This window comes from Paraflavitalea sp. CAU 1676, assembly GCF_029223285.1.
Classification (GTDB): Bacteria; Bacteroidota; Bacteroidia; order Chitinophagales; family Chitinophagaceae; genus Paraflavitalea.
In genome coordinates, this window is the sequence record NZ_JARHUJ010000007.1 from 346363 (window position 1) to 372994 (window position 26632).

The window sequence follows — 26632 nt, forward strand, 5'->3', positions numbered from 1 at the left end:
TTTGTATTTCCTGGCTGGTATTGTCAATTAGATTGCGCCTTTAGCTTGTACCTACAATTGGGTATGGACAGTAAGCACGCTCACAGACAAAAACAACAAACCCATCGTATTGGGACTGCTATCTGATGTAGCCATTGATAATAATGGCAATATCTACGTTGTCGATTATAGCGATTGGAAGGTCATTAAAATAGCACCCGACAAAACAACTTCTGTCATTACCGATGCTTACGATCCCTATGTGCTAACCACGGATGCCAATAACAACCTGTATATAGGGGATGGGACCCAGAAAAATGTATTCAAGATGACTGAAGCTGGCGCTATCACTCCGTTCCTTGATCCCAGCCTGATCTATTCACCTGCCGGGCTGGCATTTGACCAAAATGGTATTAAACTTCTAGGGTTCACTTAGTCGAACCCACTGAATAAAGACGTTGTTCTGCAACTCCATTCTTTGAACAGCACCAAAGGGAATGCCCTATTTAACTTCTTCGCCTCTACTTTTAAGGACGCCAAAAACGACTTATCCAATTTAACTTTTCGGTTAAAAGAGGCCAAACAAGCTTTATCATTAGCCAGAAGCACTTTATAGTCTTTCAAAATCACACCTTCGTCGTAATAAAACAACACCAGCAAAGTCGTCGAATCGCTATGATTTCGATCCTTCATTAGATGTAGTGTTGCCTGAAAACTACTACACGACTTATTCCCCGTTGAAAATACAACACCGACTTCTTTAAGACATCCGTCAATCTTAAAATAGCAGTCACTCTTATTTAATGAACTCAAAAACGTTTTATATTGAAGAACATGAGCACCATTTACGTCAGCAAAATTTGTCACGATTGCAGTATCAATTTCGACCTGTCCACTTGCTACAATAGACATGAACTGAAAAGCAACTACAAAAAATAAACTACTTACGTTTTTCATGCTTGCTAAAATTTTGATCAGCCTCTTCTTCAGCCCGTTGAATTCTGTTTTCCAAATCTGGATTGGAACCATCTCTCCGATGTCCTGGATCCTTTCCTTGAATTTGCGCTAACGCATGCCCAAATAACTCATGAGCCATATCCCAAGCCATCTGCCGTTCAGGTGGATTTATTCCACCTACCACCACGGTAATGTTCTTATTTTCAGAATAGGCACCTACCGAAAACATTGCATCTTCTTTAGGAATTAGGGTTGCTCCAGTCGGCTTTAGATCACTTTCCTTGTTGAAATCCTTAAATGCTATGAAAATTGAATTCCCTTCAGAATTCTTCGCAAAAGTTCCTTCCTGAACCCTCCTTACATCGATAATCTTATCAGATTTTACAAGAGTATGTAAATCCTTTAAATTCTCACTACTGGACTTCTTAAGTGCCTTACTAACTGACTTCTCCGTGATGTACCCATATTTATCAGTACGAATTTTTCTTGCATCCTTAGGTGACAAGGTATTTCGTACCAACTTTAATGCTTCCGCATCAGCAGGCCGAACTTTTTTACCGTCTGGATCAATAAATCTAATAGGATTATCAAAAGTATAATTATATGGAGAGTGCCTCCTCATTTGCCCCGCCAACGGATCCAGCACATGCCACCTCCCAATCTGATTGTCATACATCCTCGCTCCGTAGTCGTACCATTCCAGGCCGGCGCCATCACTAAACTCCTTATTCTGCTTCTCCTTTCCATTATACAGATGCCGATTCCTCAATTTTCCATACGCCTGCGAAGAAATTCCTGCCATCGTAAGCCCAAATGGATAATAATGAGTCTCTTCCAGTAGCGGCCCTGTATAATGTCGCACCTTCAGGTTATCAAAGAACACATCCCAGTTCTGCGTTTCATTACTTACATAAATATACAAAAATCCATTGCGCGTCATCGTAATACCCTGCCTTGCCAACGGCAACAAAGCATCCGGCCCGCCTACCGCATCAGCCCCGCTCCCCCCCGACACATACTTCAACTGCTCATCCAACAGGATCCAATTCAGGTATGCCTTTGGCTTTGAGGACTGTGCAGGGTTATTGCCAGACCGAAAACTTGTCAATGCACCCAGTATTGGGCTGTTAACTGGATTACCGAGCGCAGCTAATGCCCCCTTACTCTCCCCGGCCACGCCGACGACACCACCCGCCAGGACCGATAATATCTCCGATACAGGATCATTATAAGACCCCGCCACTCCCCCGCTCCGGTACAGGTACTTTACCGCCACATCTACCTTATCCCCACTCATCACCTTCAACACCAACGCCGGCCCCACTTTATTGCCACTACCATTCAACTTCGCCACATAGTCGTTGGGTATAGTAGTCGTATCTACGGGATACCCGCCCGGCACGCCCGTTTTGGCAAACGCCGTTTGCGGGATATTGTAAAACAAACTATTCTCCTTTGCCCGGTACGCCATTTCCATTGAGGCAAGGTATTCCGAGGTATCCCGCTGCTGCGTCAACACCATGCGCACATTACCCAAATGATCCCTTAGAAAATAATCATTCATAAACCGGTAAGCACTATCTCCATTCAATCCATATTTCCGAGCATAGCGCGTACGCCCCTCTTCATGAGCCACAAACTGCAACGTATCATTTTCATAAACCGTCCCACCCAGGTAGAGTGTTGTCTTGTCGGGCTTTCCCGTTTCCTGTACCAATTTCCGCCTTTTATTCCCTGCCGCATCGTACGTATAACTGATCGTACCCTTTACCGCCCCCGTGGCCGTGCGCATAATGATGCTCTTCGGTAAATTGAGGTGAGTGTACACGATGTCTTCTGCGCTCCCTGTGCCAATATCTTTATTCCGGTCTTTCTTCAGATTCCCATTCCCATCATAGGTATAATCCACCGCCCCAACCGATTTAGTACCCAAGGCCGTTATATAGGTTGATGAACTCCGGAAGTCGCCCAGCCTGGTCTGCGGATCGTCCACCCGGTCCCACACGCCCTGCAGGCGGTTGCTATTGCCATTATTGCAATACGTATACAGCAGGCTATCGATCAACAAGCTCGCACCTGCCTTCCACCCCCACTGGTTCATCGTGATGATATTGCCATTGGCATCGTAAGTAATTCCGGTCGTACTGAAATTCAGTCCGGCGTTGAGGTTGAAGGTATTGCCCGTAAACTGTTTGAAACCGGCATTGGTAAGCCTGTTCACTGCATCGTAGGCAAAATCATAACGCCGCACCCTCCCGTCGCCCGTACTCTTCCAAAGCATGCCTGTAATATTACCGTTGTATTGCGCCGCCGCATAGGGATTCGCGGCATTGTTGATGGAGAGGGTGGTGTCACTATAAGCAAGGTCAAAGCCAAACCAGTTGGCTATACTATTTGTGTCTTTGGCATAAGTTCTGTTGGCCCCCAGCATCCAGCCCCGCACATTGTAATCGTATTGCAGGGTCTCTAGCGCACCACCAGTGGCCGACTTTCCCGGCGCCACCACCTTCCTTTTGAGTTGACCAAGTGCATTGTAATGACTAATAGCTATCGTATCCTCTGGCAAACTAACGACCAATCCATTGACCGAACTGTTGATCGACTTCCGGGTAGCCACCAGCCTGCCCAATTCGTCGTAGGTCATTTTGGTCACCACCGTATGGGTTTGTGGATTGATTCCTTTTTTCTGATAGCGAACTACAACCGTGAGGGGCTGACCACTAAAGCTATATTGCGTTGTAGTAATATCACATCCATCGGTTACATTTTCCGCCTTTACCTGTACCGGCCTTCTCTGCTCGTCGTAAAATGTGGTGGTAACCAATGCTTCGACTCCATCTGTATTCTTGACGATGGTCCCCGTCATCAAACCCCGGGTATTGACCGTTGCCGCTACCGCCTGCGGATAGGGCCAGGCCGTATTACTGGCCGCCGCAAAACTGCTGTTAAAACTATTGTCGAAACTGCGAAAATCTGCCGGCACTCCATTCGCCCACACATAATCATCATAATAGGTTATCGTGATCACATTGCTATAGGCCACGACTGGAAAACTCTGAATGAGCGTGTACATCGGCAATGCCCCGGCAGGGGTATATGTCTCAAACCGTCCAAGGTTCTGGCTATTCAAAAAGGCTTGCATCGACGCCTGTGTGATATAAGTACCATTAACATACTTGCCGGTGTAGACCGGCCTGTTGAGCGCATCGTACTTGGTGAACAACCAGGCATTAGATACCCGCATATTGGAATCCTGCGTCAACACCGGACGATCCCAGTGGTCGTACACCGTCCACACCTCTCCTGCGCCCGGTATCTTACTGCGAATATTTTGCTTACGGTTGTTGTACTCGTAGCGGAAACATTGCTCACTCAGCACTACGTTACCGTTCCAGCTCAGGTTCCAGGCATTGGCGGCCAATAACTCCACTCCGCGGGGCTGAATCACCAGCCGTAAATTCTCAAAATCGTCATACGCATAATACGTGCAAAGCCAACCACTGTGTCCACTCCCATTGCCATTGTCGGCCGCCGCCGTAAGCTGCACTTTCCTGAGCACCACCTTGCCTTTCTTGTTCTTGTACTCAATCACTTGTTTGCTGTGTTCGTCTATCGAGATATTCTTCTCCAACTCTCCAGCCGGGAAAATGGAACTCGTACTGTAAGCACCCCAACCATTGACCACATCCGTTACTGTCCAGTCGCGTACACTGTCGGCCATACTATTTAGGCAATATTTTGTTTTGACCGACCGCCGGTTCGCCTCATTACTTTGTCCCGCCGTTCCCACCCAGGAGTTACCTGCAGGAAAGACTTCCAGCACCCGGTTCAAAGGAGATGCTTCCATCACCGATACCCCATAAGCCCAGTTGCGGGTAGTGCCTCCTGCATTTGTTTCATTAGACTGACCGGCCAATTGTCCATTGTAAAACTGCGCCTGCTGCACAAATGGGTTCAACTTAAAAGCGCCATTGTCCAGGCTAGCATTGCCGCCTGCGTTATTCGCAGCAAATGGCAGGTATTGCACCACTTCCCTTCCCAGACTATCATATACCACCGCCGTCACCAGGTCGACAGCGCTGGCTGCAGAAATGAGGTTAGCGGCATCTGTATTCAGCGCTCTCCGCTTCACCACCGTTTGCAAAGGCCGGCCAAGGCCATCAAAGTAAACTGTAGTTTGTTTAACATCCTTCACCGGCCGCGTGCGCAATGCTGCCGCGCTTGTATCGGGCGCCACCGCATCCCAGGTGCGGATATAGTTTATCCGACCATTGTTGATGTAATCAGCGGGTAAAGGACGGGGCGATTGTGCTGCGGCCCTCGTCACCAACACACAACCCACAATAAGCAGTATAGAGTTTTTCATAAGCAGCAAGCGGTTAGTTTTCCAGGATGGCATTGATGAGTGAACTATCTAGCGGGCTTACCGAAGGCGCAAACAAGCCAACGATACGTCCCTCGCCATTCAGTAAGACTTTCTGAAAATCACTCTGTATCGTAACTGAAGTAACCCCGTTTTTAGCCGCATCCATCAACCATTGGTATACCGGCTGGCAATCAGCACCTGCCACATCACTTACCGCCGTCAGCCTAAAGTCAGCCTCGTATTGCGCCCCACAATAAGCCCTTACACCCAGGCCGCTGCGGGTCTCATGGCCAAAACTGTTGGATGGAAAGCCAATAACCACAACACTGCTGCCATACCGCTCATGCAATACCTGCAACTCACCTATCTGCGCGGCTATCGGACTACTGGTAGCCAGATTCACGAAAAGCATCTTTTTACCACGAAACTGATCTAGTTGTATAGAATCTCCATCGACATCAACAATTGCATAACTATATATGTCTTCAGCTCCAGCTGGCACAATACGTCCTTCACTTATGCCAGACATACAACTAATGATCATCGCCAATATGATTTTCATTTCATTCCTATTAAGTCATTGTTAAATATGCTCACTCCGCATTGCAGCTACCCACCGAACAGGGGCTATCGTGCCAGGTAAGCCAACTATAAGTACTAGAGGTGCCATCAGAAAAACAATATCTCCGGGTACACTCCCATTTCCATACGAACGGCCCACCTTGGTACGGCACCTTCTTATAGACCGATGACACTACCACTTCCACACCGGTTTCACAAACACCGCCAACACATTTCTGACTATTGGCACCGCAGGTGCTGCTGTTACACGGCGGAGGCGGTAATGGACAAGCTATAGTATTTGTATCCACCACTAGCCAACGGATGGCGTTATAAGAAGGACTGCAAGGATTCATATCCCGTTGTTCCCGTTCCCGCTCACCCGTATTGGCCCCGCCATTCTGTTTGCACCTGGTCGGGGACGCCGTGAACTGCCAATACACGACCGCATCACATGTACTGTGGATGCCAGCGTCGACCCACCGGGCTGAATCGTACGAGTTACTATTGGGGTTAACATCCTTTTCCAGGTTTTGCAACATCCCTGTTTCAAAAGCCGGATTGGCTGCACAAGGCTTGCAGCGTACCACTCCGTTGGATTGCCATAAGGCATTGGCATGTGTAGGTGCCTGGAATTGATAGTCGATCTGCTTCACGATCTGCTGGTCTTCGTTCCTAATCATTCGCAACCTTCCCAGTGCATCGTATTCATACCTCGTCACCTCGTTATCAGGCTCAACCTGAGCAACAATGCCAACCAAGGGCATATGAGAAAAGGTGGTCATGAGTGCACCTTGCGGATGCAAACGAACTTCATCGATGAGGCTACCGCTTACATTGACCGATGTAACATTATTAAGGTTTGCTTCGAAACATTTCCAGGTGCCCAGGGTTTTCACCGGCGCCTGCGTTTGCAACTGACCATTGACATATACATCTCCAATACACCATACAGCCACGAGATAATTACCAGCCTGGACAGTCTTGTTGATGCCGCCGCTAACCGACTTTGTTCCAGTAAATCCACCAGGCACACTAACAGACCCACTATTCAGCGTCCAGCCGCCATAGCTGTTCGTCTCAAATGAAGTGTAGGCAATTTGATCCGGTGCTGCATTGGACACTTTTGCCACCGGAAGAGTATTTTGATAGTCCCAGACATAGGAATTACTGACGCCATCTTTCAACGTGACTTGTACGAGGTTTCCTGCCGCATGCTTCAAAGATGCATCATCCTCATACCGGCTATCCATAACAATTGATGTTCTGTTGGGAGCGGTAACAGCCTGGTTAAATGTTGAAGAGGGAGTTGCCAGATTTATTTTTCGGCCTTTAGCAAGATATGGTTGCCCCACGGGCGAAGTCATATAATCATATGAGAAATAGGTCGCGTCAAGCAGACTGTTGTTCTTCCAGGTTACATTCTCTATGGGAAGTATGGCAGCTTGTTGTTGTAACTGCAAAATAGGTTGTAGGTTTACATCGGCAGCATTTTTTGCGTTCTGTATACAAGTTTCGTAGGCACTTGCCGGGTTCGTAAATGCATTTCGACGTTTAGAAATGTATGCCTGCCTGGCTCTGGCACGACAAAGAATATTATTGATCCAAGCCAAATACCGACAACCGATTGTACTACAGGCAGTCGTTGTATTGGCCATAGTAATGTTACAGATATTGCAGGCATTGTTGTATGGAATAACACCCGACGTGATGGTATCACAGGTGCTGATCCGGAAATCTGCCGCATAACGAATGACTGTTGTTTGTGTATCCCCGGCAGACCGGATCACCACTTTCCGGCTGGTTTGATTGTGGTAAGGACTCTCGTGATAAACCATTTGCGTTGTTTGCTGCATCAAACCCGATTGCGGCATGTAAACGTTGGATGTAACAATCGTTCTCTTTTTACGATACCCACGGAGTTCGTAGGTGTTACCCAGCATAAATCCATTTACCAATCCTACCATGTAAGCCGGCGTTGCCAGGGTACTATCAAATTCAATGGTATACCAGGAGTCCTGCAAAAGACTACCCGTTTCAGACATTACGGATTCCTGCTTCAATTCGCCGCGCTGATATTCATATGGAGCAGGTGCCGCGGGACTGTTGGGGGTGGCTGGATTGCATATACCCGGATTGACATTCCGATAGGCAATATCGTCGGTGTTGAGGTCCCAGCGGTCTGACCCGTAATAGCGATACAACCGATAACCATTGCCTTTTTGCAGTACCTTAACTTCATTGTACCCGATATGATTACCCTGCGAAGTCGACATAGGGAATACCGGCGCGGCCGAGCGATAATACTTCTGTACGTTGTTTCCGCTCACTTCGGGCCCCATACAACCATTCGGGAAGTCGTGTGTTGCATGAGGCGAATTGTGCGGCGCCATACCAAACATTTTCACCACATCATTACGAACCAGCTGCACATACACCGGACGGCCATAGAGAATACCGGTGGAGCGACCATTGTAGCTGTATTCAAAATGCGTATTGATGCTATCAACCGTAGCGAGGTTTTCCTTTTGTACAATCGTTTTAATACGCAGGCCGCCAACCATTGCATTCTCCTGAACCTGCTGCGGCGATATCTCAGTAATGCTGATACCGGCGCCGGTGCCCGTTTGCGTAGCAGCCCGGCTCAAATTGAGCGTCCATACGCCCGCCGGTATCTGCATGAATACAGTATCGATCTTGTTACCGGGAGCTCCAATGAGGTGCAACGAAGTGGCTCCACTCACCAGCGTGGCACCGGCCGCACAACCCGACGTGTTGGGCGGGCAGGCTGCATTATTGAGCACTATGCGATAATAGCTACCGCTAAAACTAAGACCAGGGAATGTAGCCAGGTTACTCCCGTCGTATCCGACACTGTAACTGTAACGAAGTTGTTCAACATACCTGGTACAATTGATCCAGGTACTATGGGGTTCAAAGACGTAGGCTGTATATCCACCTGTGGGGTAAACAATGCGTTGCAGGGTACCCTGCTGCATCGCCGGCCACGCAGGATCCCTGTCGGCTCCTGGTTTTATTTCAAAATTATTTATCGAGTAAGTCGGAACCAGTCCTGTATTATTGGTAACATTGTTGGCATACCCCCAATGATCCTGCCCAAAGGAAAGTCGCCGGGGCAAGCTATTGCCATGATACACGAATTTATAAGGTGGTAGCGCCAGGCTGTTGTTACAGGCCTGCTCGGATAGACTATCCAGTCTTAGGCGTGAACGATCGGTATTGATCGTATAGTAACTAAGAAACCCCGGAAGGCTTTCGGCTGGCGAGTTAAAATAACTGTAATAGAACTGAAACTTCTTACAAAAACCCTGGTTATTGGTAATTGAGATGGACTCCAGCGTCCTCGCTTCGGTATTGGCATAGTCGGTATAACTAATGTTGCTGTACAAACTGTTACCGAGATCAGTACGCAAGCTACCGGGCGACAAATTTATGACGCCATTCGTAAAGCTGATCCCACTCAAACGCACCCCCTCCATATAATTTTTGACCAGCTTATACTCATTTCCGTTCATGACCGGTATAGTTCCTACAGCCGAATCCAGGGGAAAACTGTTTTTTGCCGATGGATCGACCGGAAACATCGATAGCGTGTAGTAGCTATACCTTTCTGCTTCATAAGAAAGTTTTATCGCAAAGAGACGGTCGGCCGATTCAATTTTGTGCAGGAACCAGGACGAATACAGCCGGTCGCTGGTACCGGGATTGCCTGAGAAAGAGTAGGTCATTTCAACAGGTGCCGCACCAACTGTACTTCCGCCGGGTGTAATACCAAAGTAGTATCGCGTACCAGTCGCGTCAGTCAAAATAAACCCCTGTATATTGGCACTCTGCGCAGTATATACGGCGGCAGTATCCCTTGGATAATAATATTCGACACGAAGATCTTCCCCATTCACCAGCACCGGCTTCCGGTCATCATCAAAATAGAACTTACCGGAATACCCATTAAAGCTGAACGTAAAAAGATCAGGTTCACCATCATAGACTCCGTTGGCAAATCCCTGATCGTAGGGTATATTAGCCTGTGTTTGCGTTAAATAACTACTAAACCCATAGTGACTAAAATGTCCGTACTGTCCTACGCCCGTCGTGCCCGCCTCATCGGGCGCCCCGCGTACCACCCGGCTGATCATGCCGCCTGCCTGCAACGACCAACCCGTACCCACCCAACTGGCAGGCTCCATCACTTTAATACCACCGGCATGGTAACTCAGGCTGATGGGCAGGCTCAGGGGACCTTCTTTCACTGTATAGATAGGTATACTGATCTGCGGCACGCCCGTATGATAACTCACCGGAAAATCGGTGTACTTACCCAATGAAGCCGCCGTAGGCGATGCGATCGTCACTTTGGGATAGGGCGACGTTGTATCCTGTTGTGCCAAACACCAGCCACCACTGCACATACAAACAAGCATCGTTGCTATTGCATTTCCGCTTCGTCTAATTGATCCTTGCATAGGTATAGGAGCTTTGATTTTATTATTTCCTGGATTATTAGAAATTATATCCCACCCGGAACTTTATTGCCTGTGCACGCGGCGTTTGCCGATAGCTGAGAAAATCCCACAACAGCTGCACCTTCGTTTTCCGGAAGAATTTATGGTTGACTGCCACGATCTTACTCACTCCAATCAATCCACTATGTTGCCAGCTATCTGCCTGCAGCTGTTGCTGCGTGGTAAGTCCGCGCGCATCCGCCAGTGGTTGATAGTTGTATTCAAAACCACCCGATAAATAAAAGCTGGCCTTTACCCGTACATCGAGATAACTACGCACACTGGCTCCCGCATTGGTCAGCTTAATTTGTCTTATGTCTTTACCCCAGCCCAATTTATAACTGGCGCCGATACCTACTATGCTTTTGTCATTAATGCGGTAACCGGCCGACAAGCCCATATCGGTGGTGGTGGGAAAGAATGCATTTGAGCGGGCAGACTGCAGATTAGCACCATATTCCAGGCGCTTCCAGAATGTCTTTCTGCGTAGGGTATTGGGTTTGAAATTGGGCATTTCAAGATCGGCTCCACCAATCCCCCACTTTTCCAGCTTCTCCTTCACTTGCTGCAACTGTCCGCGGGCAACCTGTATGTTTTGCTGTAATAACTGTTGGGCATTGGGGCCTGCACCGGCCAATTGCGTTTCTATTAGCTGCTGTATTTCATTACGGGTTTGCAGGCCCGATACAGTGGCGCTTCCGTAACCGGCCGGCAGCCTGAACAATCCGGCCAGTTCGGAATTTTGCGCCATGAACCGCAGAAAGGCGGGGAGTTGCATCAGTTTTTCCAAAGCCGCTGAAAGCAGCTTATCCGGAACATCGAGCAATTCCCTGTAGCCTTCTACCTCCCGTGTATAATAAAACGCCTCCAACTGTAGCTTTTGATAGCGCCGCGAAATCCCTTCCGGTAAATGCATGTAACGATTCATTACGCCCTGTACCATCTCTTTGCGCTGCCGCATAAATGCGATTAAGCCCTCCGCGTGTTCTAATTCATCGCGCAAGCCTTGTACCTGCTGCAGCGCTACCGCAACCTGCCCGGCTTCAGACACAGAGAATTTATCTTTTTGCCCATTCAGGAATTGCAGCGCCGTTTGTAATGAATCAAGGTTGGGGAGGTACCGTGTACCGGCAGCCGGCAATTCGACGCCAGGCTGCCGCAAATAAGCAGCATAGGTGCTATCTGTATAGAAACCCGCCAGTAAAGTGTAAGTAGAGTCTAAACGACAAAGCCTCCTGGTTATCCCGGTCTCCAGCCGCCGAAGCTTTTTGAGCTCCTTTTCGGTTTGCCGCCTGAGTTGGTCGCCAATTTTTGTGGCTTTCTTATGTACATATCGTTCAAGAGAACGGAGAGAGCGTCGTCCGATAAGATCATCAGTCATCGCCATGCCGCCGATGGCGCTAACTGCGACAGCACCAATTCCGCCTGCCTGAACCGGTAGTTGGGCCCATAGCGACCCCTGTTGCACCAGGGCAATAGCAAGCAACATGCATAGAGTACGTCTCATGGCAAAGTTTTGGCTCGGCAGCAAAGGTCAAATATGACACTTGCCGTCTATCTATATAAAAACAACAAAATGGTTCGGGTGTACTAAAGCGTAGTGAAATATTTTTTTGAATACCCAGTTACCGGGATAGGAAAGTGACAAATAGCCCCTCTCCATTTGACAAGTTTTTTTTATTAGAGGGCAGCCCCTTTTTTCTGGCACTGCGCGAAGAACCCCCCTACCTTAAATGATTGATTCTAAAATAATAAAGCAAGTCCTTTTGCCATAGATCGATTTATTGGACATTTTAAAGATGGCTATTATTGTGACAAGGATGCTATCCAAATGGATTGGCCGTATGTTAAGAAATGGATCAGCAAATTGAATTTGAAACCCTTTGATTTATTAACATTATGAATGATACTCCACAACACATAAAGGAGTTGCAGCTAAAAATATGGTTGTCGAAATCTCCCGCAGAGAGGCTAAAACGGTTTCTGGAAGATAATAGCGCATTATTCCTGGCCTGGAAGGCTGCAAAAATAGCAGACGAGAAAGCACCTGATCTGCCCTCGGCCACAAACAAGACCGATCAATAGCTTACACCTTAAATCAAAAGCCCACATTGAATCGCAGGACGAACACTAATCAAATTCGTTGGCAGAACACTTCCATAGATTAGGATCAACCAATGCTATTTCCTACCTCCACCTTTCAGGTACCGACACTATTGGTTGATCCTTTTTCTCTCCTGACTATCGGCTTCATTAATAAGCTCGTCAATCAGGTAAGTGGTATCATCAAGCTCCTTTGCCTTCTTGAACAAGTTCAGCGCATGTTCAGCGTCTCCTTTGTCAAGATGGTAAATACCCAGGCTGCGGTAAGCATATGAATTATGCCCGTCAAGTTTAAATGAATGGGTTATGTCTTCCAGCCCCTCTTCAACCCGGCCAATCTTGATTTTTGCAAGGCCCCTGCTGCTGTACGAATGGGCAGAGGTGTTGTCTATCTCAATCGCTTTATCGAAAAGCGGAATTGCTTCTTCGAACTGGTTGAATAAGATCAAACTAAACCCTTTGTTGCACAAAGAACAATAATTGTTTGGATCTAAAGCGAGAGACTTGTCATACCACTCAACAGCTTTATCCTTTTGACCAAGATGCGAACAGGCAACTCCCGCGGCAGCATAATCGCCTGAATCCAAATCTCCATGCAACATGAACTCGTCTGAAAGTTCTTTTGCCCGCGCAAAGCTTTTCGTTTGCAGCAAAGAATTAATAGCCAACCGGTAAATATGATCAACTTTCAATCCACCTTCCAACATCTCGCAAAACGAGTCTGCCGCTTTATCATACTGCTGTCGGGTATATAACTCCGCGGCCAGCTCATATTTCCCCGCGAACCTTTTCCATGCCAATAGCCGCCTTAATTGATATCCATCATTATAAGTAAGCCTCCCATCATACAACACCATCGGAGTCTCTATGGGTATTAGATCTACAAACAGATCAAAGATGGATGAACCGACAAAAAATACCAATAGCAGTTTGAGCGATCCGTGAAGGTCAAGCGCAAAAGCGAGGTAACAGCCCACTACCGCAATCACTACCGATGCCAGGGGTCCTGTCAATGTGTAGACAATTTTCCTATTGATAGAAATTTCCTCAGCAGAAGGAACACAAAGCCCTTGTCGCCAGGTAAACGGGTTGTACTTAAACCAAACGTCTAAAAGCCCTATGCTGAAATGTAAACTCTTATTCGGGTCACCAAAGGAACCAATATAAATAGAAACGGACTTTCTGGTCATCAGTATAGCCGGTATCGCATGCCCAAGCTCATGAAACAATACGGTAAATGGCCTTGTAATAGCAAACAACAAAGCCAAAGTCAGCATTATGATCACAAAATATCCCATAAGCAAAAGATCAATATTTAAGTTAGCCTGTCAAACCACACAGTCCAGCGATCCGAACCTAATCAATAATTTCAGGCCCGAATACTATATCGTTTAGCGTATGCTTGCAGCAACGGCATTCCGGTGTCAGGTCCGCAGGCTTAAGATTTGTCATAATTAATAGTGAATAACACCTTCCTTTTAACAAGACACCATATTCAGGTTAACACCTACCACTCAACCCTTATCCGCTTCAACTTAAGCCATACTTCAAGTTTTACCCGCACAATGGCTCGTTCGTCTGCAGTCAGGGGAGCTCCATCCGGAAAGGTCCAGCTCTTTACTACATCAAAATACAGCAACTTGGTATAAGTTGACTCCATCGAAAGCTCATAGCCTATTTCAAGAAGCCTGCCCTTTTCAACGTAATAAATAATACCACCACGACCATGGGCTTTCAGATAGAAACCATCCCGCTTCATAAGTTTATGAACCTTGTCTTTTAGGTGATGTTCCTTTATCCATCCATCATCTGCTATTTGGGCTATTTTATGTTCAACCTGTGCTTCGTCTATCTTTATAGTCGTCCAGCCTTTAGGAGTTTCCCAGCCAAGGTCCCGCTCATTCCTGAGTACCTGCTCTCTGCAATAAACTCCCTGCTGTGTCAGCTTCATGGTGTCTGCACATGCCGAAAGGTCAAGCCAAAAGGTTTCAGAAAAATAATGCCCGCTTTCATCGGCCAGCTCAATTAAGCTATCCAATGCCAATTCCCATTCCCGATGCTGTAGAAACTCTACACTATCCTTGTAATGTTGGCTTTCGCGATAGTACTCCGGTACATATTGAAGGGTCAATCGAAGTATAGCAGCAGGATCCCTCTGAGGCCGCCCGGTTTTAAGCTTTTTAAATAGTGAGAGTATACCCATTGGTGTTGCCGTTAACGATTTTCTGCCGCTATAATACACATTTTTAATGTACAGGAGAACCTTTTACAGGCTTTTCTTGCAGGCCGCCCTCCCCCACCCCTTTGGCCGAATCTGTATATTATTTGTCCTTTCAGCCAACTGGCGGCGGGCTACCTTTATAGCGTACTAAAACAAATAACTATGACGAAGGTAGCTATCAACGGATTTGGCAGAATAGGCAGAATGACCCTCAGAGCCCTCCAAAACAAGCACGAGGTAGAAGTAGTAGCCGTCAACGACCTCACAGATGTGGAAACCCTGGCCCACCTCCTCAAGTACGACAGCGCCCACGGCAAATTTCCCGGCACCGTTACCGCCACCCCCGATCAGCTGATCGTAAACGGTAAACCCATCCGCTTCCTCTCCGAAAAAGACCCCGCCCAATTGCCCTGGGCCTCCCTCGGCATCGATGTGGTCATAGAATCCACTGGCCGCTTCACCGACCGCACCAAAGCACAGCTCCACATCAACGCAGGAGCGAAGAAAGTACTCATCACCGCCCCCGCTACCGGTGGTATCAAAACCATCGTACACGGCATTAACAACGACCTCATCGGCAACGACAACATATACTCCACCGCCTCCTGTACCACCGGCGGCATTGCGCCCGTGCTGTATATACTCGATAAGGAGTTCGGCATCGAATCGGGCTTCATGAGCACCGTGCACGCCTTCACCGCCGATCAGCAATTGCAGGATGCCCCACACCGCGACCTGCGCCGCGCCAGGGCAGCCACCTACTCCATCATCCCCACCACCACCGGCGCCGCCAAAGCCATCGGCGAGGTATTGCCCAACCTCAAAGGCAAAATGGATGGCTACAGCTACCGCGTGCCCGTGATCGATGGCTCCATCGCCGACATCACCGTCAACCTGCTCAAAGCACCCACCGCCGATGCCATCAACCAGTTATTGAAACAATATGCCGAAGGGCCTTTACAAGGCATTCTCGAATACACCGAAGAACCCCTCGTCTCTGCCGACATTCTCGGCAACACCCACTCTTCTATCGTAGATGGTAAACTCACCAAAGCAATCGGCCGCACCGTCAAGGTAGTCGCCTGGTACGATAATGAAATGGGCATCTCCAACCGCATCTCCGAGCTGGTTGGTAAAATATAATACGCATGAACGGTTTACATTTGGGGCAAATCGCAGCAATGAGAGCAGGCAAATCGCTTCGTAAAAAGATCGTATTGGTGGCCATGCCGGCGGCCCACCTCATCGATGTGGCAGGTCCGGGTGATGTTTTCGCTCTCGCAACCAAAGTGGCCGCAGCCCAGCTCGGCCCCGGGGCAGGCGGGTACGAGATCATCCTCGCGTCTGCCACCCGTTCAAAACAGGTGGTTACCGGCTCGGGCATCCCCCTGCTTTGCCACACCCGGCTCTCCGATATCGACTACACCGTCGATACCCTGCTCATCGGCGGCATGGCCTTCGCCACCATGCACGAGTTGCCACCCGCCTTCTTCGACTGGCTCTACGATCACCGCCGCGCCGTGCGCCGCATGGGCTCCGTATGCGTAGGCGCCTTTGCCCTCGCTAAGGCCGGACTGCTCAACAACAAACACGCCACCACCCATTGGGAGTACTGCGATCTGCTGCAACAGGATTTTCCGCAAATAACGGTCGACAATACCCCGTTTTATGTAAAGGATGGCAATATCTATACCTCCGGCGGTATGACCTCCGGCATGGACCTCGCCCTCGCCATGGTAGAAGAAGACCTTGGCCGCGATATCGCCGTAACGGTGGCGCGCAAACTGGTACTGCACCTCAAGCGCCCCGGCAGCCAGCTGCAGTTTGGCAACCTGCTCCCCCCGCTCGAGCTCACCAGCGATCTCGTAAAGAACCTGCAGCCCTGGTTACTGCAACGGCTGCACAAGCCATTCAGTGTGGAAGACATGGCCGCCCAGGTCAACATGAGTGTACGCAACTTCAGCCGTGTATTCATCAAAGAAACTTCCCTCACCCCCGCCAAATACCTCGAAAAAATGCGCATCGATACCGCCCGCCGCTTCCTCTCCGAGTCCAACCTCAACCTGGAGCAGATTGCCCTCAAATGCGGCCTGGGTGGTCTCGTATCCATGCGCCGCATCTTCCTCCGCCACCTCAAAGTAACGCCCCGCTTTTACCGCAGCAGCTTTCGCTCTTCGCTCCAGCAGGAGCAGGAAGCCGATGAATAAACATTGAACGGTTTATGCAACAGTTGCATGACCCGCACAACCGGTTGCGCAATTTTAAGGGCGGCAATTGGCTTACATTTATTTGTACACTCGTGCTGTTAGCTACAGTACAGATCTCTTGCCTATGATAATATATCCGTGCGCACTACGGCGAAATAATACAGACTTAACGGTCCTGATTTAAATAAGCAACCGCACCACGATACCTTGCGGCTTAAACTTTCAACGATTGAATACCGATCGCCACGATACTACCTGGCGCCGTTTCAGGGATGGAGACATCAGCGCACTCGAAAGCATCTACCGGTGCCACGTAGAGTCATTGGTGTCGTATGGGTTGAAGATATGTGATGATGCTGCCATCGTGAACGATTGCATACACGACCTCTTCCTCGATCTATGGAAGTACCGCAGCAACCTCGCCGATACCGACGATCCACGCTTCTACCTGTTTCGCGCCCTGCGCAATAAACTACTGAAAGCACTGTCCCAACGCTCCTTCGTCAGCATCAGCGAAATGCAACTGGCCTCCGGCGACCTGCCCGTTACCCATATTGAACTGGACATACTCGCCCGCGAAGAAGAAGCCCACAACCGCGATACGCTCAAAAAACTGATGGATAAACTGCCCCGTCGCCAGCAGGAGGTCATCTCCCTGCGCTTTTACTCCAACTTCTCGTACGAGACCATTGCCGGCATTATGGATATGAACTACCAATCGGTCCTCAACCTGCTGCACCGCGCCCTCAAAACCTTGCGCAGCAAATATACTTCGCACCACACCCGTCCGTAATTCACCGCCACACGCCCCTGCTAAAAAATAGTTTCAAGGCAGTGAGTATATAAACCCATTTCTCAACATTATAGAATGTAGCACGACCATATGGAGGATAAAGAAAAAAAGATCAACGGCCTGCTCGTCGACCACCGTTTTATCGATTGGGTGCTCGATCCCGACAGTATCTACAAAGAATACTGGCTCGGGTGGATGGCCACCAGCGAGGAACACCAGGCACTGGCCAATGAAGCCAGGGCTTTTGTAGTGGAGTTGAAAAGCGCCACCACCGAAGGGCCCTCATTTACCACTGCCAAAGCCGATGGCTTGTGGAGTCAGATTACTGCTTCCATTGCGGAAGAGGAACGCAATGAGTATGCCCAGGCTACCGGGTCGCAACCCGCCATCATCGCCCCTCTTAAACGAGGCCGCTTCCGCCCCTGGGTTTGGGCCGCGGCAGCAGTGGTGATCGTATGCATCGGCTTTGCAGGTTGGCAGCTTGTCAGCAAGCGCTCGCCCAACACGACTGTGGCAGGCAACACGGAGGCTGCTACACCGTCTCCCCAGCTGGTGCGCTACAATGGTACCGACAGAAACCAGCTGATCTTTCTGCCCGACGGTTCTAAAGTAACCCTGGGAAAGGGGGCGCAGATCACCTACAACCGCCTGATGAATGGCGATAAACGCGATGTGGTGTTGAATGGTGAGGCTTTCTTCGATGTGGCTAAGAACCCCGCTAAGCCTTTCTATATCTATACAAATAAGATGGTGGTGAAAGTACTGGGCACCAGTTTCCGCGTCATCAGCTCGGGCAATAAGGAAGCAGTGTTCGTGAAAACAGGTAAGGTATCCGTGTACCTCAAGGGACAGAATACCGAACAGGCCGCCTCGAATATCCTATTGCCCAAACAGTCTTGCACCTTCTCCACGCAGTCAAAGTCTTTACATACCTCATCCTATACGTCCACCGCCAGCATCGACCTGGCAACCGACAGCCGGCAGGAATACCATTTCGAAGATGCACCGATCGATTCGGTGTTCAGCACCCTCGAAGCCATGTACGACCTGCCCGTGCACTACGATCGCAAAACCTTTGAGCATTGCTTTATCAACATATCATTGGGCAACGAAAAGCTCGAAGAGAAACTGGCTGTCATTACGCAAACCATCAATGCGTCCTATACCCTGAGCGACAAGGGTATCACCATAACCGGAGAAGGATGTAAATAACGCCAAAACAAATAGTAATGAAACCCAACTAACCATCATTAAAAAAGGGTTGACAACTCTGGTACAGTCGTCAACCCTGTTGAGCCTTTTCATTTCATGTAGAACGAACGTGAAAAGGAGTTTTACATTAATTACTTAATATCAAAACTGCTTAAAGTTATGAAAAAAACCGGATTGCCCATCCGCGTAACACTCTTTCATGTGAAAGCCATACTACTTCAATGCCTGTTGACTACGACCCTCGCCGTCGCTTCTTTCGCCAACAACGCGAAGGGGCAGGATGTATTGAACAAAAAGCTTACGCTCAGCATTAAGAACGAGCAATTAAAGAACGTGCTGCGGAAGATCAGCAAGGAAGGAGCCATCAAATTCTCCTACACGCGCAATACCATTCCCGAAAACGAATCCATATCATTGGCCGCCAAAGAAGAAACACTGGCGGATATTCTCCACAACCTGCTGAAACCCTACAACATCAGCTTTACGGTGATCGGCAGCCAGGTAGTGCTGAAGAAAACAGTAGAGCCCCCGGTGCCCGGCCATAAACAGCTGCCTGCCGGCGAGGTAGTCCCCCGCCCCATCAAAGGCGCCATTAAAGATGCAAAGAGCAAAGGCATAGAAGGCGTGAACATACTCGTAAAAGGTACGCGCAAAGGCGCCATGACGGCCGCCGACGGCAGCTTCACCATCGACGCCAACAATGGCGATGTGCTCGAATGCTCCATCGTTGGGTATAAGACCTTCACGTTTATCGTAGGCGATCAGACTGACATCAGCATTCGGATGGAAGAAGATGTTACCGGCCTCGAAGAAGTGGTGATGGTCGGTTATTCCGCGCAGAAGAAGGTCAACCTCACCGGCGCTACGGACGGCATAACGGCCAGGCAATTGGAAAGCCGCCCCATCCAGAACCTGGGCTCGGGCTTGCAGGGTCTTATCGGCAACCTCAACATCACCACCTCCAACGGTCGCCCCAATACCGCTTCTTCGCTCAATATCCGCGGTCAGGTGTCACTCAACGGCGGTGCGCCCCTCATCCTGGTCGACAATATCGCCGTTACAGAAAACGAACTGGCCCGCATCAACCCCACCGATGTAGAAAGCGTAACCGTATTGAAAGATGCCTCCGCGGCAGCCATCTATGGTGCACGCGCTTCTTTTGGCGTGATCCTCATCAACACCAAATCGGCGAAGAACAGCAAGCTCGATGTCAATGTCAATGCCTACACATCTGTCCGTACCGTAGGCAAATTGCCCGAGCTGGTCACCGATCCCTATACGTCCATTACACTGAAGAACCAGGCCGCCTTCCCCTTGTACAATCCGGCCTGGCCTGCAAACCTCGTAGAGTATGCCAAGAAGCGTTCAGAAGATCCTTCCCAGCCCGATGTGATCGTGAACCCCAACGACGCCAGCAAATACCTCTACATGGGCAGCACCGATTGGATGAAGGAAGGATACAACAGCACCGCGCCTTCGGAAGAGATCAACCTGAACCTCTCCCAAAAAACAGAGAAACTGGGTTATTACTTTTCGGCAGGTTACTATCACCAGGATGGCATGGTGCGCTTCAACGCCGATAGTTACAAACGATACAATATGCGGGGCAAGGTGAATTTTACGCCTACCAGGTGGCTCACGTTTGCGAACAATACCAGCTTTGCCAATGTGCTGTACACCTCACCCACTTACCTCGATGGCAATTACTTCTGGAACCTCAACAGGCTGCCTTCTTTTAGTGTACCTAAAAATCCCGATGGATCGTGGACGCAGGATGGCGCCAACCAGCTGGGCTCCATTCGCGAAGGCGGCCGGTCCGATTCGAAGCTGAACGACTTCCAAAGCACCTTCTCTTTTAGCGCCAACCTGCTCAAGGATGTGTGGACCGTGAAAGGCGATGCCACCTTTCGCAGAACCTCCAGCATCGAGCGTCGCTTCGAAAAACCAATACCCTACCGCGACGGTCCCAATGGCCCCATCAAGTACGCAGGCACCGCCTCAGGTACTGCCACCGACAACATGGCCAACGTCAACTACAATGTATATAACCTCTATACCGAAGCGCACAAGAAATTCGGGCAGCACAATGTAGGCTTGCTCGCCGGCTTCAACCAGGAAGAAAGGCTCACCACCAACAACAGCGCCAGCCGCAATGGCATCATCTCGTACAACCTGCCAACCGTAAACCTGAGCACCGGCACCATGAACGTTACCGAGCGCATCCGCGAATGGGCCGTACAGGGTTTCTTCGGCCGGTTCAACTACAACTACGATGGCCGCTACCTGCTGGAGCTCGATGGCCGTTACGATGGCAGCTCGCGCTTTCGCAGCAACGACCGCTGGGGTTTCTTTCCCTCCGCCAGCGCAGGCTGGGTAATTTCGGAAGAAGCCTTCCTGAAGCCGCTCACCGAAAAGATCGGGATGGACTTCTTTAAAGTGCGCGCCTCCTATGGCTCACTGGGCAACCAGGGCAGTGCCGTAGACCAGAATGGTAACGGCAATGAATATGGTTATATACCCACCATGACCTTCACCCCACAAATTGGTCAGATACTGGGTACATCACAACCGCCTACGGTGAACCCGCCCGGCGCCATTTCGCCCAGCTATACCTGGGAAAAGGTGAAGACCATCAATGTCGGGGCCGACTTCCAGTTCCTCGCCAACCGCCTCGAGATCAGTTTCGACCAATATACCCGCCGCGTACAGGGCATGCTGGCGCCCGGTAAAACACTGCCTTCGGTATTCGGTACAGCCGTGCCGCTCGTGAATGCCGGCGACCTCAAAACGCAGGGCTTCGAGTTGAAACTCTCCTGGCGCGACAGGGGCACCCTGGCCGGATCGGATTTCAATTACAACGTAACCGTATCATTGGCCGATAGCCGTGCCTGGATCACCAAATACGATAACCCCACCAAATCATTGGGTGGTAATTTCGAGGCATATTATGAAGGCCGCGAACTGGGCGAACTCTGGGGCATGGATGTAGAGGGCTTCTTCAAAACAGCCGACGAGGCCAAAGAAAAGGATTATACAGCGGTGGGTGAAGACGACAATGGCTACCAGTTCTATGCCGGCGATATCAAGTTCGCCGACCGCAACAAAGACAACAAAGTAAACTTCGGCAAAAGCACCGTCGATGATCCGGGCGATATGCGCAAGATCGGCAACACACGCGCCCGTCTGCCTTACAGCATCGACCTCAGCGGCAGCTGGAAGGGTTTCGACGCCCGTATTTTCTTCCAGGGCATCGGCAAAAGAGATTGGTATCCCGGCGCCAGCAATATCTACTTCTGGGGCATCTATGCACAACCCTGGACCAACGTTACCAAACAAAACCTCGACCGCTGGACACCCGATAACCCCAATGGCTATTTCCCCCGCATCAAAGCCTACTCGGCCGAAGACAATATGCACGAACTGGGCTTGCCCAACACCAAGTACCTGCAGGATGCCAGCTACCTGCGCTGTAAGAACCTCACCATCGGTTACACGCTGCCGGCTTCGTTGCTGAGGCGTGCAAAGATCAACCGCATCCGGTTCTATGCCAGCGCCGAAAACCTCTTCGAGGTATCACATATCAAGGTCAAGCTCGATCCCGAAGGGTTGAATGGCGACATCTACCCCTTCCAGCGCACCTATGCATTTGGCATGAACTTAAATTTCTAACTGTTACAATCCAGAGTGATGAAAAATATAACCCGGCTTTATTTACTGGCCTTTGTGATGCTGGCAGCCGCTTGCAGCAAAGACTTCCTGCAACGCAATCCGCAAACGGAGATCACCACCGAAGAGTTCTTTAAAACACCCAGCGACCTGGAGACCTATACCAACGGCTTTTACAGCATGCTGGGAGCAAGCTCCGACGATCTCTACTCCGACAATATCGCCGTGTACAGCGGCGGCCATGAGCTCGACAACCTCATCCGCGGCAAGGTATCGCCCGATAATGTAGGCGGCTGGAGCAACTGGGGCAACCTGCGCCGCATCAACCTGCTGCTCGACAATGTGTACAAGACCACCGGCGATCAAACAGCCATCAACCATTTCGTGGGCATCGCCCGTTTCTTCCGCGGCTGGTTCTACTTCAACATGGTGAAGCGTTATGGCGATGTGCCCTGGTATTCGACCGTACTGCAGACCAACAATGAAAAAGATATCTACAAGGCAAGAGATCCACGTACCAAGGTCATCGACTCCATCATGGCCGACCTGGAATATGCCGTCACCAACATCGGCACTACCATGAATGGCGGCACCAATACCCGCATCACCAAATGGACAGCCTATACCCTACTGGCCCGGGTAGCCCTCTTTGAAGGCACCTATCGTAAATACCATACTGAACTGAACCTGCAGGCCTCGGCCAATGCCTTCCTGCAAAGAGCCGTTACAGCAACCGACACGCTGATCGCCAAAGGCGGTTTTGCGATTGTCAACACCGGCGCCGGCGCCGAAGACTTCAGAAAGCTCTTTAGCAGCAACAACCTCGATGGCAATAAGGAAGCCATTATGATACAGAAGAACGATGCCAAGGTAGGCATCGCCAACAATACGCATACGGTACTCGATTGGCAATGGGCGCTCAGCCGCAGTCTCACCAATGATTTCCTCATGAAGGATGGTACACCCTTTACGGCGCAGCCCAACTACGACAAGAAGGATTTTGTGCAGCAGTTCATCAACCGCGATCCGCGCCTCGCCGAAACCGTAATGCCGCCTGGCTTTGCCAATACACCCGGCGGTGCGCCCTACCTCATCAAGCCCGATTTTGGCGGTCTGCTCCAGGTAAAGTTCTATCCCCGCGACCCCGCCCTGCGCGGCGGTTGGGTACTCAACTATACCGACCTCCCCATCTTCCGTTATGCGGAAGTATTGCTCAACAATGCCGAGGCTAAAGCAGAATTGGGCACGCTTACCCAGGCCGATCTCGACAAAACCATCAACCTGCTCCGCAAGCGGGTAGCCATGCCCGATCTCAACATGATCAATGCAAATGGCAGTCCCGATGCTGCGCAGGCAGCCTTGTATCCTGCTGTGAGCGGCGCCAACAAGGGCGTGCTGCTGGAGATACGCCGCGAGCGCCGGGTAGAAATGGCCTGTGAGGGATTGCGCTGGCACGATCTGCAACGCTGGAAGGCAGGCGCGCTCCTGGCGCAGGCAACGCAGGGCATCTATGTAACCGCCCTGGGTGGTCAGGATGTTACCGGCGATGGCAACCCCGATATCGCCATCTGGCAAAACAAACAATCGGAAGCACCAGTGCCAGGCTTGCCCGCCAATGCGCCGAAGTATTACCTCGATGGCAGCAGCTATTACCTGAGTGGCGGCACTACTGGAACTATCCAGTTTACCAAAGACCAGAGCCAGGTGCGCAGCTTTACCGATCCTAAATACTATTATTTCCCGATACCCTTGCAACAAACGGTATTAAACCCCGAGCTCAAGCAACTTTTTGGCTGGTAAATAAGCCTTGTTTATTATCGGCTTCCCGTTCCCGGGAGGCCTCTTTTTTTAACAACCACACTTTATGAATAGAAGAGAATTACTGAAAGGATTGGGCCTCACAGCCGGCACTGTGGCAGCAACAGGGCTCGGCGCATTGGCCGCGCCCGTCGACACCACAGCGCCAAACGGCCGCAACGAAGCCCCCGGCACGGGCAATGCCCTCGCGGCCAAAAAGAAACGGGCCCTGCGCATTGCACACATCACCGATGTACACATGCGGCCCGAGCACGATGCGCCGAAACGCTTTCGCCAATGTATGGAAGAGATCAAACGGCAGAAGATCGACTTCTTCCTCAATGGTGGCGACACCATCTACGCAGCCGACTACGGCCACATCACCCGCGACCGGGTCAATGAGCAATGGGCCATCTGGAAGCAGTTGCGCGAGGAGTTGAGTGGTTATGAAATGCACAGTTGCCTCGGCAACCACGACATGTGGTGGGCCGCGCCCGACAAGGCCGATGCCATGTATGGCAAAGACCATGTAGTAAAGCAGCTGGGTACGCCGGGGCGCTACTATAGCTTCGATAAAAAAGGCTGGCATTTCGTGATCCTCGACAGCAACAACAGCAAGGCGGGCTCGCTCGACGAAGCGCAGCGGACCTGGCTGGAGGCCGACCTGCAGCAACTGGCGCCGAACACGCCTGTCCTGATGTTAAGCCATTACCCGCTGCTGGCAGCCTGCACCTCGCTCGACGGCGGCGGCATGCATACCGATTACAAGTACCTCATAGACCTGTTCTACCAACACAAGGATAAAGTAAAGGCCTGCGTAAGCGGTCATATCCATTTGCAGGACCGGGTAGAGTACAATGGCGTGCAATACTTCTGCAATGGCGCGCTCAGCGGCTTCTGGTGGGAGGATGGCGACAAGCACTCTGCCGGCAAATGCTGGTACCAGCAAACGCCGCCCGGGTATGCGATCATCGATCTCTATGAAGACGGAACGGTGGAGAACAGATACATTCCCCATAGTTTCTAAGGTTCATCTGTGTAAATACAAAAAAAGGCCGTCTCAATAGAATGAGAGGGCCTTTTCATATACGCTTGATGATGCGATTTAGTACTGTACGTTAACAAGCTCGAAAAGTCCGGTTGTTTGTTTACCCTGGTCATGCATTCCCTTTACGAAACCCAATTCAGGACTGTAATAGTAGGTAGAAATAGTCTCAAAAGACAAGCCCATCGCGATTCCTTTCCCTTTAACCTTTATAACCTCACAGTCGAAAGTGCCGGCAGGTGTCGTCACTTTTCCTATACCCATCTTGCGCGGCTCCTCCATGTCGGCATCAGCGGGCACAGTCATCTCTTTCCTTCCTTTTGTAACAGAAGAACTGCGCTGGCCATCTGTGCCGAACAAGGACACGGTTTCAAACAGACGTAAGTGAATTTCCGACGATATCCGCCTGCTGCTGAATTCCACTTTGCCACCCCCATTACCCAACGGCAGATACAGGAATGGCGCATCTTTCATAACACTTTTGGCATAATAACCAGTATCTTTTTGGGCGGCATTACGTTCTGCTCCGTCGGCAAAGTAGTTGGAAAAATAAATGATCTCCGCAGTAAAGAAGTCTGCAGGAACGGTCACTTTACTGCCATCGCAGGTTACAACATAGTGAACAGTATAATGCAGGCTTTCATTGACCGGATTGGTGCCGGTTTTCGAAATATAGCTGTACGTTACGTTATTGCTGTCCTTCACGCCGGTTACTGCATAGCTGAGGCGTGTACTTTCCATCAGCTTCTTTTTCGTAAACGGATTGCTTTCGGACATATACGTTTTGTACTCCCACCGTGCGCCTGGCTTAAACAAAAGGTTTTTTGAACATTCCTGGGCAGACGCCATCGATCCAAACGCAGCCAGCGCCGCAGTAACAATAAATTTCATGTAAGTGGTTTAGAGGGTTAATCCGGGTAAAATAGAATAGATTTTCCATTTGTGCAATACAGGGACTAACAGAGTCGTGCATAAAGGGCTCCCGTGAATATCATGAAATTTGCCAATGCCGCTATTCGTCCAAAACAGCGAAGCAGCAGGCCGATACTGCCCAATGACTGACCGAGAATCACCAGCCAGGCCACTGCCTTCGGAATCTTCTTACCTGCCATGTGCGCCAGTGTTTGCCGGATACCTACCCCGCCGCCCATATCTTTAAACCATCCGAAAAGTTTCTGCAAAAATCCTTACTAAACAATCCT

17 protein-coding genes are annotated in these 26632 nt (G+C 50.0%); 8 read left to right on the top strand and 9 right to left on the bottom strand.

Going from position 1 to position 26632, the window contains the following annotated elements; all coding sequences use genetic code 11:
- Positions 1–109: 109 nt before the first annotated feature.
- Complete coding sequence (locus P2H89_RS23820) at positions 110–415, top strand: hypothetical protein (protein WP_275831672.1); 306 nt, start codon at positions 110–112, stop codon at positions 413–415.
- Here P2H89_RS23820 and P2H89_RS23825 read toward each other — a convergent pair.
- The 7 genes from P2H89_RS23825 to P2H89_RS23855 form a co-directional block, all read right to left on the bottom strand.
- Complete coding sequence (locus tag P2H89_RS23825; RefSeq protein ID WP_275831674.1) at positions 412–936, bottom strand: hypothetical protein; 525 nt, start codon at positions 934–936, stop codon at positions 412–414. The genes P2H89_RS23820 and P2H89_RS23825 overlap by 4 nt on opposite strands.
- The gene (locus P2H89_RS23830) at positions 920–5302 is read right to left on the bottom strand and encodes a DUF6443 domain-containing protein (RefSeq protein ID WP_275831676.1); all 4383 of its coding nucleotides are present in this window, start codon (positions 5300–5302) and stop codon (positions 920–922) included. The genes P2H89_RS23825 and P2H89_RS23830 overlap by 17 nt, the downstream gene beginning before the upstream one ends.
- A gap of 13 nt (positions 5303–5315) precedes the next feature.
- On the bottom strand, positions 5316–5864 hold the full coding sequence (locus P2H89_RS23835; protein ID WP_275831678.1) for a hypothetical protein: 549 nt from the start codon (positions 5862–5864) through the stop codon (positions 5316–5318).
- A gap of 31 nt (positions 5865–5895) precedes the next feature.
- Complete coding sequence (locus tag P2H89_RS23840; RefSeq protein WP_275831680.1) at positions 5896–10347, bottom strand: hypothetical protein; 4452 nt, start codon at positions 10345–10347, stop codon at positions 5896–5898.
- Between the two features lie 37 nt (positions 10348–10384).
- Positions 10385–11893, bottom strand: a complete 1509-nt coding sequence (locus P2H89_RS23845; protein WP_275831682.1) for a hypothetical protein — start codon at positions 11891–11893, stop codon at positions 10385–10387.
- A gap of 706 nt (positions 11894–12599) precedes the next feature.
- Entirely contained in the window at positions 12600–13787 is a 1188-nt protein-coding gene (locus P2H89_RS23850) for a M50 family metallopeptidase (RefSeq protein ID WP_275831684.1), read from the bottom strand.
- 209 nt (positions 13788–13996) lie between these two features.
- Complete coding sequence (locus P2H89_RS23855; protein ID WP_275831686.1) at positions 13997–14692, bottom strand: hypothetical protein; 696 nt, start codon at positions 14690–14692, stop codon at positions 13997–13999.
- A gap of 180 nt (positions 14693–14872) precedes the next feature.
- Here P2H89_RS23855 and gap point away from each other — a divergent pair, with 180 nt between their 5' ends.
- From gap to P2H89_RS23890, 7 genes are all read left to right on the top strand, one after another.
- On the top strand, positions 14873–15853 hold the full coding sequence (gene gap / locus P2H89_RS23860) for a type I glyceraldehyde-3-phosphate dehydrogenase (protein WP_275831688.1): 981 nt from the start codon (positions 14873–14875) through the stop codon (positions 15851–15853).
- 38 nt (positions 15854–15891) lie between these two features.
- Positions 15892–16917 carry a helix-turn-helix domain-containing protein gene (locus tag P2H89_RS23865; protein ID WP_275831690.1) on the top strand — a complete coding sequence of 342 codons (1026 nt, stop codon included), beginning with the start codon at positions 15892–15894 and terminating at the stop codon, positions 16915–16917.
- Between the two features lie 229 nt (positions 16918–17146).
- Positions 17147–17710 carry a sigma-70 family RNA polymerase sigma factor gene (locus tag P2H89_RS23870; protein ID WP_275831692.1) on the top strand — a complete coding sequence of 188 codons (564 nt, stop codon included), beginning with the start codon at positions 17147–17149 and terminating at the stop codon, positions 17708–17710.
- 90 nt (positions 17711–17800) lie between these two features.
- Complete coding sequence (locus tag P2H89_RS23875; RefSeq protein WP_275831694.1) at positions 17801–18922, top strand: FecR family protein; 1122 nt, start codon at positions 17801–17803, stop codon at positions 18920–18922.
- Between the two features lie 159 nt (positions 18923–19081).
- The gene (locus P2H89_RS23880) at positions 19082–22591 is read left to right on the top strand and encodes a TonB-dependent receptor (protein ID WP_275831695.1); all 3510 of its coding nucleotides are present in this window, start codon (positions 19082–19084) and stop codon (positions 22589–22591) included.
- Positions 22592–22609: 18 nt separating this feature from the next.
- Positions 22610–24388: a RagB/SusD family nutrient uptake outer membrane protein gene (locus P2H89_RS23885; protein WP_275831697.1), complete on the top strand. Its 1779-nt coding sequence runs from the start codon at positions 22610–22612 to the stop codon at positions 24386–24388.
- A gap of 64 nt (positions 24389–24452) precedes the next feature.
- On the top strand, positions 24453–25412 hold the full coding sequence (locus P2H89_RS23890) for a metallophosphoesterase (RefSeq protein ID WP_275831699.1): 960 nt from the start codon (positions 24453–24455) through the stop codon (positions 25410–25412).
- A gap of 78 nt (positions 25413–25490) precedes the next feature.
- On the opposite strand, the gene P2H89_RS23895 is transcribed toward P2H89_RS23890, so the two are convergent.
- Both P2H89_RS23895 and P2H89_RS23900 read right to left on the bottom strand, forming a co-directional pair.
- The gene (locus tag P2H89_RS23895) at positions 25491–26321 is read right to left on the bottom strand and encodes a hypothetical protein (protein ID WP_275831701.1); all 831 of its coding nucleotides are present in this window, start codon (positions 26319–26321) and stop codon (positions 25491–25493) included.
- 65 nt (positions 26322–26386) lie between these two features.
- The gene (locus tag P2H89_RS23900; protein WP_275831703.1) at positions 26387–26611 is read right to left on the bottom strand and encodes a DoxX family membrane protein; all 225 of its coding nucleotides are present in this window, start codon (positions 26609–26611) and stop codon (positions 26387–26389) included.
- Between the last annotated feature and the right edge of the window lie 21 nt (positions 26612–26632).